General features: G+C 58.3%; 11 protein-coding genes. 4 read left to right on the forward strand and 7 right to left on the reverse strand.

Annotated features, from left to right (window positions below; all coding sequences use genetic code 11):
• Window positions 1-32 precede the first annotated feature (32 nt).
• The 5 genes from ACP0GE_RS16270 to ACP0GE_RS16290 all read right to left on the reverse strand — a co-directional run bounded on the left by ACP0GE_RS16270 (window position 33) and on the right by ACP0GE_RS16290 (window position 7,735).
• Entirely contained in the window at window positions 33-3,098 is a 3,066-nt protein-coding gene (locus ACP0GE_RS16270; RefSeq protein WP_424832959.1) for an aminotransferase class III-fold pyridoxal phosphate-dependent enzyme, read from the reverse strand.
• Window positions 3,099-3,200: 102 nt separating this feature from the next.
• On the reverse strand, window positions 3,201-4,073 hold the full coding sequence (locus ACP0GE_RS16275) for an NAD(P)-dependent oxidoreductase (protein ID WP_424832960.1): 873 nt from the start codon (window positions 4,071-4,073) through the stop codon (window positions 3,201-3,203).
• A gap of 91 nt (window positions 4,074-4,164) precedes the next feature.
• Complete coding sequence (gene cueR, locus ACP0GE_RS16280; protein ID WP_424832961.1) at window positions 4,165-4,554, reverse strand: Cu(I)-responsive transcriptional regulator; 390 nt, start codon at window positions 4,552-4,554, stop codon at window positions 4,165-4,167.
• Window positions 4,551-7,028, reverse strand: a complete 2,478-nt coding sequence (locus ACP0GE_RS16285) for a heavy metal translocating P-type ATPase (RefSeq protein WP_424832962.1) — start codon at window positions 7,026-7,028, stop codon at window positions 4,551-4,553. Before ACP0GE_RS16285 ends, cueR begins: the two co-directional genes overlap by 4 nt.
• Window positions 7,029-7,108: 80 nt before the next feature.
• Window positions 7,109-7,735 carry a pyridoxamine 5'-phosphate oxidase family protein gene (locus ACP0GE_RS16290; protein WP_424832963.1) on the reverse strand — a complete coding sequence of 209 codons (627 nt, stop codon included), beginning with the start codon at window positions 7,733-7,735 and terminating at the stop codon, window positions 7,109-7,111.
• A 256-nt stretch (window positions 7,736-7,991) separates the two neighbouring features.
• Here ACP0GE_RS16290 and ACP0GE_RS16295 point away from each other — a divergent pair, with 256 nt between their 5' ends.
• The 3 genes from ACP0GE_RS16295 to ACP0GE_RS16305 all read left to right on the forward strand — a co-directional run bounded on the left by ACP0GE_RS16295 (window position 7,992) and on the right by ACP0GE_RS16305 (window position 11,412).
• On the forward strand, window positions 7,992-9,149 hold the full coding sequence (locus ACP0GE_RS16295; RefSeq protein WP_424832964.1) for an acyl-CoA dehydrogenase family protein: 1,158 nt from the start codon (window positions 7,992-7,994) through the stop codon (window positions 9,147-9,149).
• Window positions 9,150-9,284: 135 nt separating this feature from the next.
• The gene (locus ACP0GE_RS16300; RefSeq protein ID WP_424832965.1) at window positions 9,285-10,040 is read left to right on the forward strand and encodes a nuclear transport factor 2 family protein; all 756 of its coding nucleotides are present in this window, start codon (window positions 9,285-9,287) and stop codon (window positions 10,038-10,040) included.
• Between the two features lie 103 nt (window positions 10,041-10,143).
• Entirely contained in the window at window positions 10,144-11,412 is a 1,269-nt protein-coding gene (locus tag ACP0GE_RS16305) for an NAD(P)/FAD-dependent oxidoreductase (RefSeq protein WP_424832966.1), read from the forward strand.
• Window positions 11,413-11,414: 2 nt separating this feature from the next.
• On the opposite strand, the gene ACP0GE_RS16310 is transcribed toward ACP0GE_RS16305, so the two are convergent.
• Both ACP0GE_RS16310 and ACP0GE_RS16315 read right to left on the reverse strand, forming a co-directional pair.
• Window positions 11,415-12,116: an SDR family oxidoreductase gene (locus ACP0GE_RS16310; RefSeq protein ID WP_424832967.1), complete on the reverse strand. Its 702-nt coding sequence runs from the start codon at window positions 12,114-12,116 to the stop codon at window positions 11,415-11,417.
• A 53-nt stretch (window positions 12,117-12,169) separates the two neighbouring features.
• Window positions 12,170-13,066, reverse strand: a complete 897-nt coding sequence (locus ACP0GE_RS16315) for a LysR family transcriptional regulator (protein ID WP_424832968.1) — start codon at window positions 13,064-13,066, stop codon at window positions 12,170-12,172.
• 74 nt (window positions 13,067-13,140) lie between these two features.
• On the opposite strand from ACP0GE_RS16315, the gene ACP0GE_RS16320 reads away from it, so the two are divergent.
• Complete coding sequence (locus tag ACP0GE_RS16320; protein ID WP_424832969.1) at window positions 13,141-16,353, forward strand: reductive dehalogenase; 3,213 nt, start codon at window positions 13,141-13,143, stop codon at window positions 16,351-16,353.
• Window positions 16,354-16,374: the final 21 nt, after the last annotated feature.

The following is a 16,374-nucleotide window of genomic DNA, read 5'->3' on the forward strand; positions in this document are numbered from 1 at the left end:
GGGTTTTGCATTTTCTGGCAAGTTTTGCGTCGTCAGCAACACCCGCAGCCAGCATGGTGATGGCCATGGTCACAGTTCGGCGCTGGAGTATAATCACCAACTTCCGACAAAACCTGACGCAAGGCCCACAAGATCATGTCCACATCATCGGCTTCGATGGTCAGAGGGGGCCGAATTTTCAGGATATTGTCTTTTGGCCCTTCGCTGCCGATCAGAATTCTATGGTCGCGCATCCGGTTTTTGACATAGCTGCAAATATCGGTGCCTTCCGACCCGTCGGGATTGATCAATTCAACCCCTAAAAACAGGCCCATGCCGCGCACGTCGCCGATGCAGGCGAAATCGGCTTCGATTCTCTGAAGCCCCTCCATCAGCCGACCTCCCATGGTGCGGGCGTTATCCTGCAGACCTTCATCATCGACGATATCCAGCACTTCTTTCCCGATCCGACAGGACAGGGTCGATCCGCCAAAGGTGGAGAAGAACTCGATCCCGTTGTCAAAGCTCTGGGCGATTTCCTTGGTGGTCACCAACACGCCCAGCGGATGGCCATTGCCGATGGGTTTGCCCATCACCACGATGTCAGGTACCGCGCCCTGGTGTTCAAAGCCAAAGTAGTATTCGCCCAGACGCCCCAGCCCTGTCTGCACCTCATCCGCAATACATACACCACCCGCTGCGCGAATTTTCTCATACACAGCAGGTAGATAGCCCTTGGGCGGTATGATTTGCCCTCCGACCGAAGGGAAAGTTTCGGCAATAAACCCGGCCAGGCCCTGACCTCTGTCCTGCAAGGCGGCGATCGCTGGGTCCACCAAATCCGCGAACTTTCGGGCGCGCTCCGGGTCGTCGCGCCGATACGATCCGCGGTAATCGTCCGCCACTTCGACCAATTCGACCCAGTCTGCCTGTCCGACGCCGCCCGGCTTGTTGAATTTGTAGGCCGAAATCGCCACAGCCGCATTGGTATTGCCGTGATACCCATGATCCGGCGTCACGATACCCTTGGCCCCGGTATGCGCGCGAGCCAGCCGTAGGGCCAGTTCGTTTGCCTCTGTGCCAGAGTTGACGAAGAAAACAACGTCAAACTGTTCCGGCAGTTTGGACAGCACCTTGTCAGCAAATGCCGTCTGCGCCGGGTGCAAATAGCGCGTGTTCGAATTCATCCGTTTTAGCTGGTCCGCCGCCACCGCCTGAATACGGGGGTGTGCGTGCCCCACATGCGGGACGTTGTTATAGGCGTCCAGATAGGGGCGACCCCATTCGTCGAACAGGTGATGTCTCCAGCCGCGCACCAGCATGACGGGGTCGTCATAGGTCAGGCTGAGATTGCCGCCGAAATGATCCCGACGCCCTTGCAGGATCGCCTGTTTGTCGGTCGGGCGATAGAACACCTTGTCATCCGGCAGGTTCAGCAGGGCTGCCGGGTTCGGGCAGACTGCATGCCACAGCTCCATCTCATCCGGGTCACCGACACCAGGCCAGTCGGCCTCCATTCCGGCCGTTGTCAGAGCCAACTGAAAATGTACATGCGGTGCCCAGCCACCGTTCTGGGTGGCATCGCCCAACCGTGCAAAGGCTGCCCCTTGCGCCACGGGGTCTCCGGGTTTCAGCCGGTCGCAAACCTCTGGGTCCAGGTGGCCGTACAGGGTATAAAACGGATCACCCTCAGGCGTCTCATGGTGCAGGATCACCACGCCGCCATAGTCCAGATGCGTGTCACGGTTCTCAACCACCTCAACCCGACCACTCACCGGAGCGTTCAGGACCGTGCCAGCAGGGGCAAACACATCCACCGCCAGATGCACCGTGCGCCGGTCGGACGCCTTCCACGGTCCTTTACGAAACCCGGGTTCGGCATAGATCAGACGCGGTTCGTTGTAGTAACCCAGCCAGGGGCCGTCGCCAAATTCCTCACCAACGCGCGCGGCCTCGGACAAAGGCATGTGAAACGGATTCTGTGGCCAGGTAGAGTTTTCCACAGATAGGGAGCCAAGCGGAGCATCGCTCAGATCTTGCCCGAACATCTGCGCAAAATGCCCGCGATGTGCCGACAGGTACGCGTGAACACGCTCGGCCCCGTCAACGACCGGCAACCCGCAGGCAGCGCGCAGCCGGGCTGGCATCAACCCGCCATTGACGCTGTCATTCTCCAGAAAGCGCCACGCCGGGGCCTGACTGATGGTCACGTAGGGATCGTCGGGGTTTTCGACTGCCATCAGGGTCGAATTCACAACCGACACCGCAAGCCGCATACGCAACAGCGGCCAGATCAGATCAACCTCCTCGGGGGTTAACCGATTGGCGGCGTGGTACCCTCGTACCAATGCGGCCAAAGCACGCTCAGGCTTTGGGTGATCCAGCACAACATATGCCCCGGCAATCGCCAGATCGCAGACACGGGGGCCCGCGCACATGTCGCCAAGGTCGATCAGCCCTGAGATACTGCGGCGCTCGCTCAACTCGCCTTCAACCAGGATGTTGTAGTCATTGGCATCGTTGTGAATGGCTTGCACAGGCAACTGCGCCAGACGGCCCGATACTGCGTCAAATCCCTGCAAAACCTCGTCCAGCAGTACACGGCGCTTCTGGTCCGAGACGGCATCCAGACCGTCTTTTATCCAGTCGGCCTGCAACATGTCCCATTTGAATCCTTCGCGGTTCAGATGGTCATGGGTGAACCCTTCAAGCGCACGATCAGTCGCCCCCAACACGCGCCCCAGCTTCAGGATCAGGTCCTCGGACTTCGGCTCGGCCTTGGCATAGCACTGCCCCGGAAGGCGCTCCAGCAGCCAGACAAGACGCGGCTGACCTTCCGCATCAGGTATCTCCGGCAGTACCGACCCGTCCAGGGCGCCGAACACCTTAGGAAAGGGTAGGCCGGGCGCCGCGCCCGAGACATGCTCCAAAGCCTTGATCTGAAGGTCAACCAACTCGGTCTCGCAACCGGTCCGCATGGCTTTCAGAATGTAGTCCTGGCCATTCGTGGCCTGCGCCAGAAAATTGAGGTCATATTCCCCATCCAACCGCGTCAATCGGGCATCCAGCCCCCAATGCTGACGCAAAACCTCTGCCCAGAATGCTTCCATATCGCTCATGTGCTTCCCTGTCCGGTTTACACCGGGATCCTCTTCATCTGGCTGAAAATATCCTCGGGGGTGAATTGGCCCAGCGGGCCAAGAGGGGGCAGACAGCCCCCTTCAGTCCAACGCCCGCAACCGCTTGATCAGCGACGAGGTGTCCCACCGCCCACCGCCGAGCTTTTGCACGTCCTTGTAGAACTGATCCACCAGAGCCGTAGCGGGCAGGGATGCGCCGGTCTCATTCGCCGTCGCAAGACAGATTCCCAAATCCTTGCGCATCCAGTCCACAGCGAACCCGTGTTCAAAATGATCGTCCAGCATGGTTTCGTATCGGTTCGCCATCTGCCAGCTACCCGCCGCGCCCTGACTGATCACCTCAACCACCGCGCGTCCGTCCAGCCCCGCCTTTTCAGCAAAATGCAGGGCCTCGCTCAGCCCCTGCACCAAACCGGCGATGGCGATTTGATTACACATCTTGGTCATCTGCCCGGCACCGCTATCGCCAATCCGGCGGCAGATTTTCGAATAGACCTGCATCACCGGCTCAGCAGCATCGAAGGCCGCCTGATCCCCGCCACACATAATGGACAGAACACCATTCTCGGCCCCTGCTTGACCGCCCGAGATCGGTGCGTCGACAAAATGGATGTTTTGCCTTTTTGCCGCGTCGTAGAGTTCGCGTGTCACTTTGGCAGAGACGGTCGTGTGATCGACAAAAATCGCACCCTCGGACATGCCGTGAAACGCGCCATTTTCCCCGGTGCAAACCACCCTCAGATCGTCGTCATTGCCGACGCAGGCCATGACAAACTCAGCGTCTTTTGCGGTTTCTTGCGGCGTGAGGGCCATGGTGCCGCCATATTGGGCCGCCCAGGCCTCGGCTTTGGCCGCGGTGCGATTGTAAACTGTGACCTGGTGGCCCGCAGCCTGAAGATGCCCGGCCATAGGAAAGCCCATGACACCCAGGCCAAGGAAAGCGACTTTTGCCATTTGGTTATCCTCTTCGCTGTCCGGTGCGCATCTGGCGACCGGATCGTCTGGCATTGACAAAGCAAAGCCGGGCCGAAAGGGCAACCCCGTGTTACGTCCTGCCTCCAAGATCCTGAAGGATTGGGCAATCCGGGCGGTTGTCGCCGGCGCATGCGTCGATCAGGTGGCCAAGCGTGTCCCGCATCGCTTTCAGGTCCGCGATCTTGGTGTCGATCCGGGTCAGGTGTTCGCGCGCAATCCGTTTTACATCTGCGCTGGCACGGCTTTCATCCTCGTACAGCGCCAGCAACGTGCGGCATTCATCGATGGAAAACCCCAAGGCCCGAGCACGCCCGAGAAAGTGAAGCTTGTGAATGTCCTGATCGCGAAACCTGCGATATCCGTTCTCGTCGCGCAGCGGAGTGATCAGATCGATTTCTTCGTAGTAGCGGATGGTTTTCGCAGGCAGGCCGGTCAGGTTGGCGGCATCTCCGATATTCATGAATGGACCTCGCGTGTTTGCGGCATTTCTCCGGGTTCCGACATCGATGTGCGCACACGGCGCAGGCGCAGGGCGTTCGAGACAACAAACACGCTGGACAATGCCATCGCCCCGGCGGCGAGAGCCGGTGACAACATCGGGCCGCCGAACGGGTACAATACCCCAGCGGCAACCGGAATCAGCAACGTGTTGTAACCGAAGGCCCAGCCCAGGTTCTGGCGAATATTCCGCATGGTGCGGCAGCTGATTTCAACCGCGTTGGCCACGCCGCGCAAATCACCGGACATCAGAACAACATCCGCTGTTTCGATCGCGACATCGGTACCGGTTCCAATAGCGATGCCGATATCGGCTGCAGCCAAGGCCGGTGCGTCGTTAATGCCATCGCCGACAAAAGCCACGGTTCCGAAGTCGTTCTGCAATTTGGTAATCTCGGCGAGTTTACCGCTGGGCAATACCTCAGCCGTAACATGGTCGATGCCCAATTCATCGGCCAAGGCCCGCGCTGTGCGAGCATTGTCTCCTGTCACCATGGCCAGAGTGAACCCCATCTGATGCAGACGGGCCAACGCCTCTTGAGTGCCGGGTTTGATCGGGTCGGAAACGATCAGGGCCGCCGCCGCAAGACCGTCCACTGAAAGATAGAGTGGAGTAGCGCCTTTCGCAGCATGATGTTCCGTTTCGGCGGTCAGGACGCCCAGATCGACATCGTTCTGTTCCATCAACCGATCAGACCCGATCAGGATCATGCGTCCCTCGACCGAAGCCTGCAAGCCAAGACCGGTGAGGGATTGAAAATCGCAAACCACAGGTAGTACCTCAGGCCCGGCCCGGGTAATCGCAGTTGCGATGGGATGTTCTGAATAGTCTTCAACCGCTGCTGCCAGCCGCAGCACCTCAGTATGATCAAAACCATTGGCAGGGATCACATCGACAAGCTGGGGCCGTCCCAGTGTCAATGTCCCGGTCTTATCCAGAGCAATCACCTTGGCCTGTTGTAACTGCTGCAGTGCGTCCCCCTTGCGGAACAGCACGCCCAACTCGGCCGCGCGGCCCGTGCCGACCATGATTGAGGTCGGCGTGGCCAACCCCATGGCGCAGGGGCAGGCGATGATCAGCACGGAAACACCCGCAACCAGCGCCAGCGGCAGAGAGGGTGGCGGGCCAAAGAAAAGCCACGCAAGAACCGTCAGACACGCAACGGCAATCACGGCTGGAACAAAGCGATGGGTGATCTGATCGACCAGACCCTGAATCGGCAGTTTTGCACCTTGGGCCTGCTCGACCATCCGAATAACCTGAGCCAGTACCGTGTCGGCACCCACATGGGTCGCGCACACGCGCAGGGCACCGGTGCCATTGACCGTGCCCCCGACCACTTCGTCGCCAGTGTTTTTGCCAACCGGCACAGGCTCGCCCGTGATCATGCTTTCGTCGATATACGAAGTTCCGTCCAGAACCTGCCCATCAACGGGAACCCGCTCGCCCGGGCGGATCTGTAAAACGTCGCCTGCGACAATCTCGGTAATCGGACGGTCGGTAAAAACGCCATCCCGTTCCACCCGCGCCGTATTGGGTTGTAACCCGACAAGCTTGCGTATCGCGGCGCCCGTCCGGCCTTTGGCCCGCGCCTCTAACAGCCGACCCAACAGGATCAGTGCAACGATAACCGCGGCGGCCTCGAAATAGACATTCGCAGTACCCTGCGGCAGGGCCTGAGGCGCGAAAACCGAGACGACGGAATAAAGGTATGCTGCACCAGTCCCCAACGCGACCAAGGCGTTCATGTCCGGTGTCCCGCGCAACAGCGAAGGAATGCCTTTTGAATAGAACATGCGGCCGGGCCCCAACAGCAGCGCTGATGTCAGCGCGAATTGGATCAGATAGCTGGTCTGTGCACCGATGGTCGCATGCACCCAATGGTGAAAGGCCGGGATCATGTGGCCACCCATCTCAAGTGCGAAAACCGGAAGGGCCAGCAGCGCTGCCAACAGTGTCGAGCGGGTCAGGGCGTGTATCTCATCGTCCTGCGCTGATCGACTGTCGCTGCGCGCGTCCTTCTCGGCAGATGCCGGATACCCAGCATCGGTCGCGGCTTTTGCAAGCGTTGCCGGATCAGTTGCCCCTTCGAGGCAAGTGACCAGAGCGGTTCCGGCGGCCAGATTGACTTGCGCCTGCACAACACCCGGGCTGGCAAGCAATGCGCGCTCGATCCGTGCGACGCACGAGGCACAGCTCATCCCGTCGATCTGCAATGTGCATTGTTGCGTGGCCGCAGGATAACCCGCCGAATCCAACGCCCGTACAACGTCCGGCAAGGGGCCATCATACGTGACTAGAGCGGTCTTGGTGGCGAAATTGACTGTAGCGTCCTGAACCCCGGCCACCGATTGCAGCGCGCTTTCGACGCGCCCGACGCAGGATGCGCAGCTCATTCCGGTGATCTTGATCTGAGTTTGGCTTGAGTCCGCCATCCGTGTCGTCCCGATTGTGGTCTTGCCAATCAGATGGGGGTTCCAGTCACAGGAAGGTCAAGAGGTTTCCTCCGATTCCTCTAGATTCTCTTGAATTCGGCCAATTCGGCTTTCAAACGCTCGTTCTCGGCCTGCAACTCTGCCATCTGGCGTCCGAGGGTGTTCAGATGTGGTCGCAATTCGTCTTCGGTAAAGCGGGGCGTGATATGGCGCGGGCAATTCCAGTCCAGCGCCTCGACATGGATGATCGCCGCACGCTCGGGCGGGGTGTCGACCGTTTCGGGCAGAAGGTGGGCGGCAGCGTCGGCACCTTCCCTAAAGCTGACCCGCCCCAGAATTTTCAGGCGGCGCTGGTTTGCATAATCCATCAGGATCATGGCCACCCGATCATTACCATCCAGATTCCCGCGCGAGATATACTGTTTATTACCGGTCAGATCCGCGTACCCGATGGTTCTTTTATCAAGGACCTTCAGGAAACCGATAGGCCCTCCGCGATACTGAACATAAGGCCATCCGGTTTCAGAAACCGTTGCCTGATAGAACCCGTCGCGTGCCTCGATAAAGGACTTTTCGTTTGGCCCGATCTCGTGCCCCTGTTCCGGTCCGCCCTCGATAAATTTGGAGTAGGTTTTCGCAGACCCCATGCGTTCCTGATGGGTCAGCACAGACGGGGTGAAGGTTAGCTGTGAAAAGGCGCGCGGCATGGGATGTCCTTTCTTTGCGATGCGGCCCCGCGGTGGATGATCACCCGGCGAAAGCCTCTTAGGGCGCGCTGACCTACCTAGTAATCTAAGTGGTTGGCGGCAGCGGAGTTGACAAAACTGTGAACTTTTCGGGCGGTAAGCTGGTGGCGCAGCAAAGGACGTTGCGTTCCGTGGAACTGGAACGCGACGTCAGGTGGATTGGACCGGGCGGTTTCTGCGGCTAGCTTTGACGCAAAATCAGATAAACGGGGTAGACATGTCTCTTTTTACCAGTACCGCCACCTGGGTGACCGACGAGCACCGGATGTTTGCCGAAATGGCAGGCCGGTTTCTGGATGATGCGCTTGTTCCGAATATCGACGCCTGGGTCGAAAACGGGGTGGTGGACCGTGAGTTCTGGTTGAAGGCCGGGGAAACCGGGCTGATGGCGGGTTCGATTCCCGAAGAATATGGCGGTGTTGGCGGGGGCATGGGGTTCGATGCCGTAACCTTGTACGAACAAGGCTCGCGCGGGGATGTAGGCTGGGGCTTCGGCATTCAGTCCATCGTAACGCACTATATCGCCGCCTATGGCAGCGATGAGCAAAAGCAGAAATGGCTGCCCAGGCTCGCCTCGGGCGAAATGGTCGGTGCTTTGGCAATGACCGAACCGGGAACAGGGTCGGACGTGCAAGCCGTGAAGACGTCGGCCGAGAAAGACGGGAATTCCTACAAGATCAACGGGTCCAAGATTTTTATCACCAATGGTCAATCCGCCGATCTGGTGATCGTTGCGGCCAAGACAGATAAGTCTCAGGGTTCCAAAGGTGTTTCGCTGATCGTTGTCGAAACGGATGGGGCCGACGGGTTTCGCAGGGGGCGTAACCTCAAGAAATTGGGGATGAAAGGCAACGATACGGCCGAGTTGTTCTTTGAGGACGTCAAGGTTCCGATGACCAACCTGCTGGGGCCAGAGGAAGGGCAGGGGTTCTATCAGCTGATGAAGCAACTGCCATGGGAGCGCCTGACCATCGGCATCATGGCGCTGGGCGCGATTGATTTCGCCATCGCCGAGACAGTAAAATATGTGCAGGAGCGTAAGGCATTTGGTCAACGCGTGATGGATTTCCAGAACACGCGGTTCAAACTGGCTGAATGCAAAACCAAGGCAGAAGTGCTGCGCAGCTTTGTGAATGACTGTATCGGCAAGCTTGCAGCAGGTGAACTGGATGCGGCCACTGCGTCCATGGTCAAATACTGGGGCTCTGAAGTGCAGAACGAGATCATGCACGAGTGCCTGCAACTCTTTGGTGGCTATGGCTTCATGATGGAATATCCGATTGCGCGCCTCTATGCCGATGCCAGAGTACAGATGATCTATGGCGGAACCAATGAAGTCATGAAGGAACTCATTGCACGGTCATTGGACGTCTAACTTAGTCCAAAACCTGTCGCCTGCGTGGCCCCTGCCGTCTGACCGCCGCGCAGGGTGGTTGGCGATAGAACCGTTGTCTGACAGTGCGTTCGCTGCCATGCTGGCAGCTAAGCGTTCCAACCGGCGAGACAGATCTTGGCACAAAGCAACAAGGACCGCATTCGCGCCCTGCTCAAAAGCATCGAGACCGGCGATCCCGGGCCGGTGTCTGTTGTGAACGAGGCCAAGTATATCCAGCACAATCCGCAAACTCATGAAGGCAGCGAGGGCCTCGCCGCCTTGTTCAAGCGATTGTCGCAGACCTCTCCTCGGGTGAATATTGTGCGTGCGTTCGAGGACGGTGCATTTGTTTTTGCCCATACCGAATATGATTTCTCGCGTCGGAATATCGGGTTCGAGGTTTTCCGCTTTGAAGACGGCCAGGCCGTTGAACACTGGGACAATATTCAAAAACGGCAGGGCCCGAACCTGTCCGGCCACAGCATGGTGGACGGAGCGACCGAGGTTGCGGACAGAAACCTGACCGAGCAGAACCGTGCCTTTGTCAAAGATTTTGTTCAAACCGTATTGATCCAAGGGGATCTGGATCACATCGGTACCGCCATCAACGGTGACTCGTTCGTTGAACATAGCCCCGGACTATCAGACGATCTAATCGATCTGCGTCGACATTTGACCAATGATCGGTTGGCATTGGATTACCAACATCTGCACCGGGTACTGGCCGAGGGTAACTTCGTTCTGACGGTCTGCGAGGGCCAGTTGGGCGGACGCCATACGGCGTTCTACGATCTGTTCCGCGTTGAGCGCGGCAAAATTGTCGAGCATTGGGATACAGTGGAAACCATCGCCCCCCAAGCGGAATGGAAAAACACCAACGGGAAATTTTGAACCGACCGTTTTGCCAATTCAATTCTTTGGGTTTGGAACAGATGGAACCCTTGCGCCTCTTCGAAACTGCGCAGATGATCCGCGCAACTTCACGAGGTTTGACTTGAGCGATCACAACGATTCTCTGTGGCGAAAAACCTGTCGCGAGCAGGTTCCGACCACACTCTTGGCGGACGATCTTACCGTTGATCTTGCTGTCATCGGTGGGGGGTATACGGGGTGCTCTGCCGCTTTGACCGCGGCCCAAGCCGGTGCCTCGGTCTGTTTGCTCGAGGCGAACGAGATCGGTCATGGCGGGTCGGGGCGAAATGTTGGGTTGGTCAATGCCGGTCTGTGGATGCCGCCGGCGCAGATCCGCGCCAAGCTTGGGGCAAAGAACGGGGATCGCCTGATCGCTTTGTTGGCCGCTGCACCTGATGACGTGTTTCATCTCATCAAAGCCCACGAAATCGATTGCGAACCAACGCGCTCGGGAACGCTGCATTGTGCACATTCTGCGGGCGGGTTTCGCGATTTGCAGGCCCGCAACGCGCAACTTGAGGCGACGGGTGCTCCGGTAGAGTTGATTGCGGCTGAGGACGTGGCCCGCAGGACCGGCAGCGCTAAGTTTCATGGGGCTCTTTTCGATCCGAGGGCGGGAACCATCCAACCGTTGGCCTATGCCAAAGGTTTGGCCCGTGCAGCGGTTCAGGCCGGCGCGAAAGTGTTTCAAAACAGTCCGGTGCTGACGCTGCGACAGGGCGATGTCTGGGAATTGGCGACGCGCCAAGGGACGGTACGCGCTAAATCGGTTTTGCAGGCCACGAATGCCTATCATCAGGGTCTGCCAGATTTCGCGACGGACTATGTGCCGGTCTACTATTTCCAATACGCTACGGCGCCTTTGTCTGACAATCTAAGGGCCAGCATTCTTCCGGGCGGCGAGGGGTGTTGGGATACAGGGCTTATCATGACGTCCTTCCGGCTTGATCAGGACGGCCGATCCCTGATTGGCGGCATGGGCGATCTGGGGCAAATCGGTCGGGACGTGCACGGCAGTTGGGCCAAGCGCAAAATGGCAGAGCTGTATCCGCAATTGGCGGATCAGCCCTTCGTCGAAGGGTGGCATGGCCGAATTTCAATGACCTCGGATCATCTGCCCAAGATTACGCAAATCGGACCTAACGCCCTGTCCGTACACGGGTTTTCAGGGCGTGGAATTGGTCCGGGTACCGTATTCGGGCGCATGTTGGCCGAAAGTCTGTTGGCGGGTGAGACGTCAAATTTGCCGATACCGCCCGTTCAGCGCCATCGCGAAACCTGGACCGGTCTGCGCCGGACCTTTTTCGAAACAGGCGCTGCCGTGACCCATCTTCTCAAGGCTCGGTTCTAGGGTCAGACAGATCGCGTGATCCCGCCGTCGACACGAATATTCTGACCGGTGATGTAGGCTCCGCCTTCCGAGGCGAGCAGGGCAACAACCGAGGCGATCTCTTCGTAGCTGCGCCCATAGCGGCCCAGTGGGATGCGCGACCGGAACTCTTCTTTTTCCGGCAGGCTGTCGATGAAACCGGGCAGGACGTTGTTCATCCTGATGTTGTCTGCTGCGTATTTATCCGAGAACAACTTGGTAAAGGCGGCAAGGCCTGCCCGAAACACGCCGGATGTCGGAAAGACAGGGTCCGGTTCGAATGCGGCAAAGGTTGAGATGTTGATGATCGATCCGCCGCCCTGCTTTTGCATGATCGGCGTCACCAGCCGCGTCGGGCGCACGGAATTCATGAAATAAACATCCATACCCGTGTGCCAGTCTTCATCTGTCAGTTCGAGAACTGGCGCGCGTGGTCCGTGCCCGGCAGAGTTGACCAGCACATCGACACGCCCCCAATGCGCCAGGGCTGCATCAACCAGCTTTTGCAGGTCGTCATTCGACTGGTTTGAGCCGGTGATACCAACGCCGCCCAACTCTTTTGCCAACGCCTCGCCCTTGCCGGACGAGGACAGGATGCCCACCTTGAACCCGTCGGCAGCCAATCTGCGCGCAGAATCCGCGCCCATGCCGCTGCCGCCTGCAGTTATCAAAGCTACTTTGGTCATGTTGTTCTCCGCCTAAACTGTGTTCGAATGATGTAGGTGCCAGCGTCTCAGGTTTACAGCGTTGCCGCAATCGCCTCGATCCGTTTTCTGAGCCATCGGTGCGCCGGTGCGTTGGCCGTTCGCTGGTGCCAGACCATGTAGATAGCAACCGGGGGGCACGGGAACGGCAGCTTGGCGCAATCCAGGGCCGCCAACGGCCCCTGTTTCATCAACGCTGTGTCCGTCGAAATCAGATCGCTTCCCGTAACAAACGGCGGAATGGCGTTGAAGTGCGGAAGGGTGACCGTGGGCGGTTTGATCTGGCTTTGATCTACGCCTTGCATCACGGCCCGTGCATTGCGGCCATCGGCAAAGCGCACTTCGACATGGTCGGCCTGACAATAGGCCTGCCAACTGTCTGGCGGCTGTCGGCGCGACGCGTCGTAGAAAATCATCAACGGGCTGGTCAAGAGTCGTTTCTGAAAGATGTCCGGCCCATCCGGAGGCAACGGCGTGACCATCAATTGACAGCGATCATTGCGCAACAAGTCCGGATCGGGAACCCCCGAAGGAATGAACTCTAACCGAAGCCTGACGCCTTCGGCCCGGGCGGCACGCAGCAAGGCCGGGAAAATCAGCTCTCGTGGCAGATCGTTTGTGGCAATCTGAATGTCAATCTCTTCGGAAAGCGGATCGAAGGGGCGTTCCTCGGTCAAAGCGCGCAGCCCGTCCAGTACTTGTTGTACGGGCTCTTTCAGGGTCAAAGCGCGTTCTGTGGGGGTTAACCCCTGACCCGAGCGGACAAACAGGGGATCCCCAAGTACCTGCCTGAGTTTGTTCAGTGTATGGCTGATCGCCGATTGTGTGACGCCCAATCGGTCGGCAGCCTTGGAAACCGAGCTCTCTTCGAGGATGGTCAGAAAAACACGCAGGACTTTGCCGTCCAGATCGGTAAAATCAGTTTTGTTCATACCGTATATGATTATTCATGAATGGTTTTGCTGTCCATGACGCGATAGTCGGATGACAGGACAGGAGACACAGAATGGGAATCCGCTTTTTCTCGGACAAGAACAGACCCGTTCATATGGGGTCATACCCGTTGGAGAGGTTGGCGCGGCAGACCACGATGCCGGACCTGTCTTCGGCTGAGCCAATGCGCCAGATCAGCTTTCACAGGCCTGAGCACCCCCAAAGCATCGTCAACGCAATGGGCGAGTTTCAGGCGATGATGGATGCTATTCGGGATGGGTTTGTAAACCCGATTGCCTCTGAAATTCCGGTCGATCCGCAAGACCGGGCCAATCATTTAAAGGCGTTCGGGTATTTCAACGATGCGTCGATGATGGGCTGCGGACCACTGACGGCCGATGCGATGCTGCCGGAACCGCGTCGCAATCCGGATATAGACCGCCTGGCGCATGCGTTGAAGACGCGCCAGACAAAGACGCTCGCGTCCGGGATTGATGTGATCATGGCGGACCTTAAGGAAAGCATGGAGGCCAAGCCGGGATCGATGGACAGCCATCGCCATGCCATCGTGTTTCTTTACGAATTCAATCGTGACCCGGACCCCGCCGAGCCCGGCACGGACTGGATCAAGGATGCCCAGGACCATCGCGCCTGCCTTCTGGCCACGGAAAACGCGGTTGTCATTGCAAACTACATTCGTTTGCTGGGGTTCGATGCCCGGGCTCATACGGCCATGTCTTCCGAGGTTGATCTAGGTAAACTGGCGGTTGCAGCCGGTCTGGCATCGATCGAAAACCAACAGGTTGTCGCCCCGTGGCTTGGCAAGCGTTTTGGGCTGGCCGCAGTGACGACAGAGATGGACATCGCCCATGATCTCCCCTTGTTGCCAATGGCGCAACAGCCGTGGTTTCGGACGCAAGGCCCGGCGTGGTGGCTGGGAACGGGTTTTGCCAAAAACGCTTTGAATCGCGACCCCTACGCCAAACGGCGTTACGCAGACGGTGCGCATCCGTTCGAAAACCTCCGGCGCGTGGAAAGTCCGACAACCTATATTGATGAGGAAAACGTCGCCCGCGTGCCGAAACGCGCGGACATGTTCGCGCGGGCGCAGTTCGGGGATATGGGAAAGTCGCTGCAAGAGGCCGCGAAGGGCGGGTATTACGTGCGAAAAGCCGCACCCAGTTTTGCCCAACGCCGTGCATTGGGGGCCTTTGTCCTGTTGCAGGATGGCGAAAGCGCCGCGGTCGCCAAGCCCACCGATGCGGACCAGAACGCCGCAAATATCAAAGCGGCGAGCTATTTTCTGGGGGTGGATGCGGTGGGCCTCAGCCGATGCCCGGAATGGTCTTGGTATTCCCATGACGCCACCGGAGAGGAGATCAGGCCACCGCACGATCAAGCCATCAGCATGATCATCGATCAGGGCTATGAAACGATGGAGGGCGCCAGCGGGGATGACTGGATCAGTGTTGCGCAATCCATGCGCGCCTACCTGCGGTTTTCATTGCTGGGCGGCGTGATCGCACAGCAGATCCGCAATCTTGGCTATAAGGCCAAGGCTCATACGGTGATGGATGGAGAGGTCTTGCAGCCTCCGCTCTTGCTGCTCTCTGGATTAGGAGAGGTCAGCCGGATTGGCGAGGTCATCCTGAACCCCTATCTCGGCCCAAGGCTGAAGTCCGGGGTCGTTACAACCGATATGCCGTTGGCCCATGACAAGCCCATTGACTTTGGTCTGCAGAACTTTTGCGAAAACTGCAACAAATGCGCGCGGGAATGTCCGTCGGGGGCGATTACCGCCGGGCCGAAACTGATGTTCAACGGCTATGAAATCTGGAAGTCGGACAGTCAGAAATGCGCCACATACCGCGTGACCACACCGGGTGGGGCCATGTGCGGGCGGTGCATGAAAACCTGCCCCTGGAACCTCGAAGGGATTTTCAAGGAACGCCCTTTCCGTTGGGCCGCCATGAACATCCCATCCGCCGCGCCTGCCTTGGCGAAGCTGGACGATGTCGTCGGCAATGGTGGTTTGAATGATACCAAGAAATGGTGGTGGGATATCGAGTTGCAGGCAGACGGTGCCTATCGGCCGACAACCCACCCCTTGAACCGGCGCGATTTGCAGGCGGACCTTGATCTGCAATACGAGGATCAGACGCTGGCCGTATACCCCGCCTATCTGGCACCGCACCCATGGCCCTATCCCTTTGCAATGGATCGTGAGGCCGGGATTGCGGCGTATGAGGCCTTGGTGACAGCGCAGGAATACAAGGCGCGCAAAGCAGCAGGCGACCTGTCGGTCATTCACACATATAAAATCGCAGGCGATGCGCCGGTCATGCGTGTGGAACTGACGAGGGTCGACAAGATGACGGCTGATGTGACCAAATACGAGTTCTCGGCCCCGAATGGTGCACCGCTGCCGGATTGGACTGCCGGGGCGCATCTGGACGTGCTGGTCGCGCCGGAATACCTGCGTCAGTATTCAATGTCCGGCGATCCGTCTGACCGGTCTGTCTATCAGATTGGTGTTTTGCGCGAGGATGAAGGCCGTGGAGGCTCGGCCCTGTTGCACCGGATATTCAACGAAGGTCGCAAGGTTTTTATCTCGAAACCCATTAACCACTTTGAGTTGGACGAGGCTGCCTCCAAAACCTTTCTGATGGGTGGTGGTATCGGCATTACCCCGATGATTGCCTTTGCACACCGTCTGCATGCGCTGGGCAAGGCGTTTGAATTGCACTATTCGGCCAGTACGCGCGCAGGGGCCGGATATCTTGACGATCTGGCCGCGATGCCTTGGGCGGATCAAGTCCACTACCACTTTTCGGATGAGGGCACCCGCGCCGATCTCGAAGCAATCCTGTCAGGGTATCAAGACGGCTGGCACGTTTATACCTGCGGGCCTGACCGTTACATGGACGGGGTCATTCAGGCGGCCGAGCAGCAAGGTTTCCCAGAGGAGGCGCGTCATCTGGAGTATTTCTCGGTTCCTGAACAGCCCGACTATGAAAACCACGCCTTTACAGTGAAGCTTGCCAAGTCAGGCCGGGAACTGGTTGTCCCCAAAGACAAGGACGCGGCTCAGGTCCTGAATGAGGCCGGTATTCATGTGGATGTGAAGTGTTCGGACGGCATTTGCGGAGTCTGTAAATGCAACGTGATTTCGGGTGAAATCGAACATCGTGACTTTGTATTGTCGAACAAGCAGCGTGAGGGCGCGATCATTCTGTGCCAAAGCCGCGCGGCCCAGCCTGACGGGGTGATCGAGATCGATCTTTAGGCAATGTCTTGGAAACGACCT

Source organism: Ruegeria sp., from assembly GCF_965243365.1.
In the GTDB taxonomy this organism is placed as follows: domain Bacteria; phylum Pseudomonadota; class Alphaproteobacteria; order Rhodobacterales; family Rhodobacteraceae; genus Ruegeria.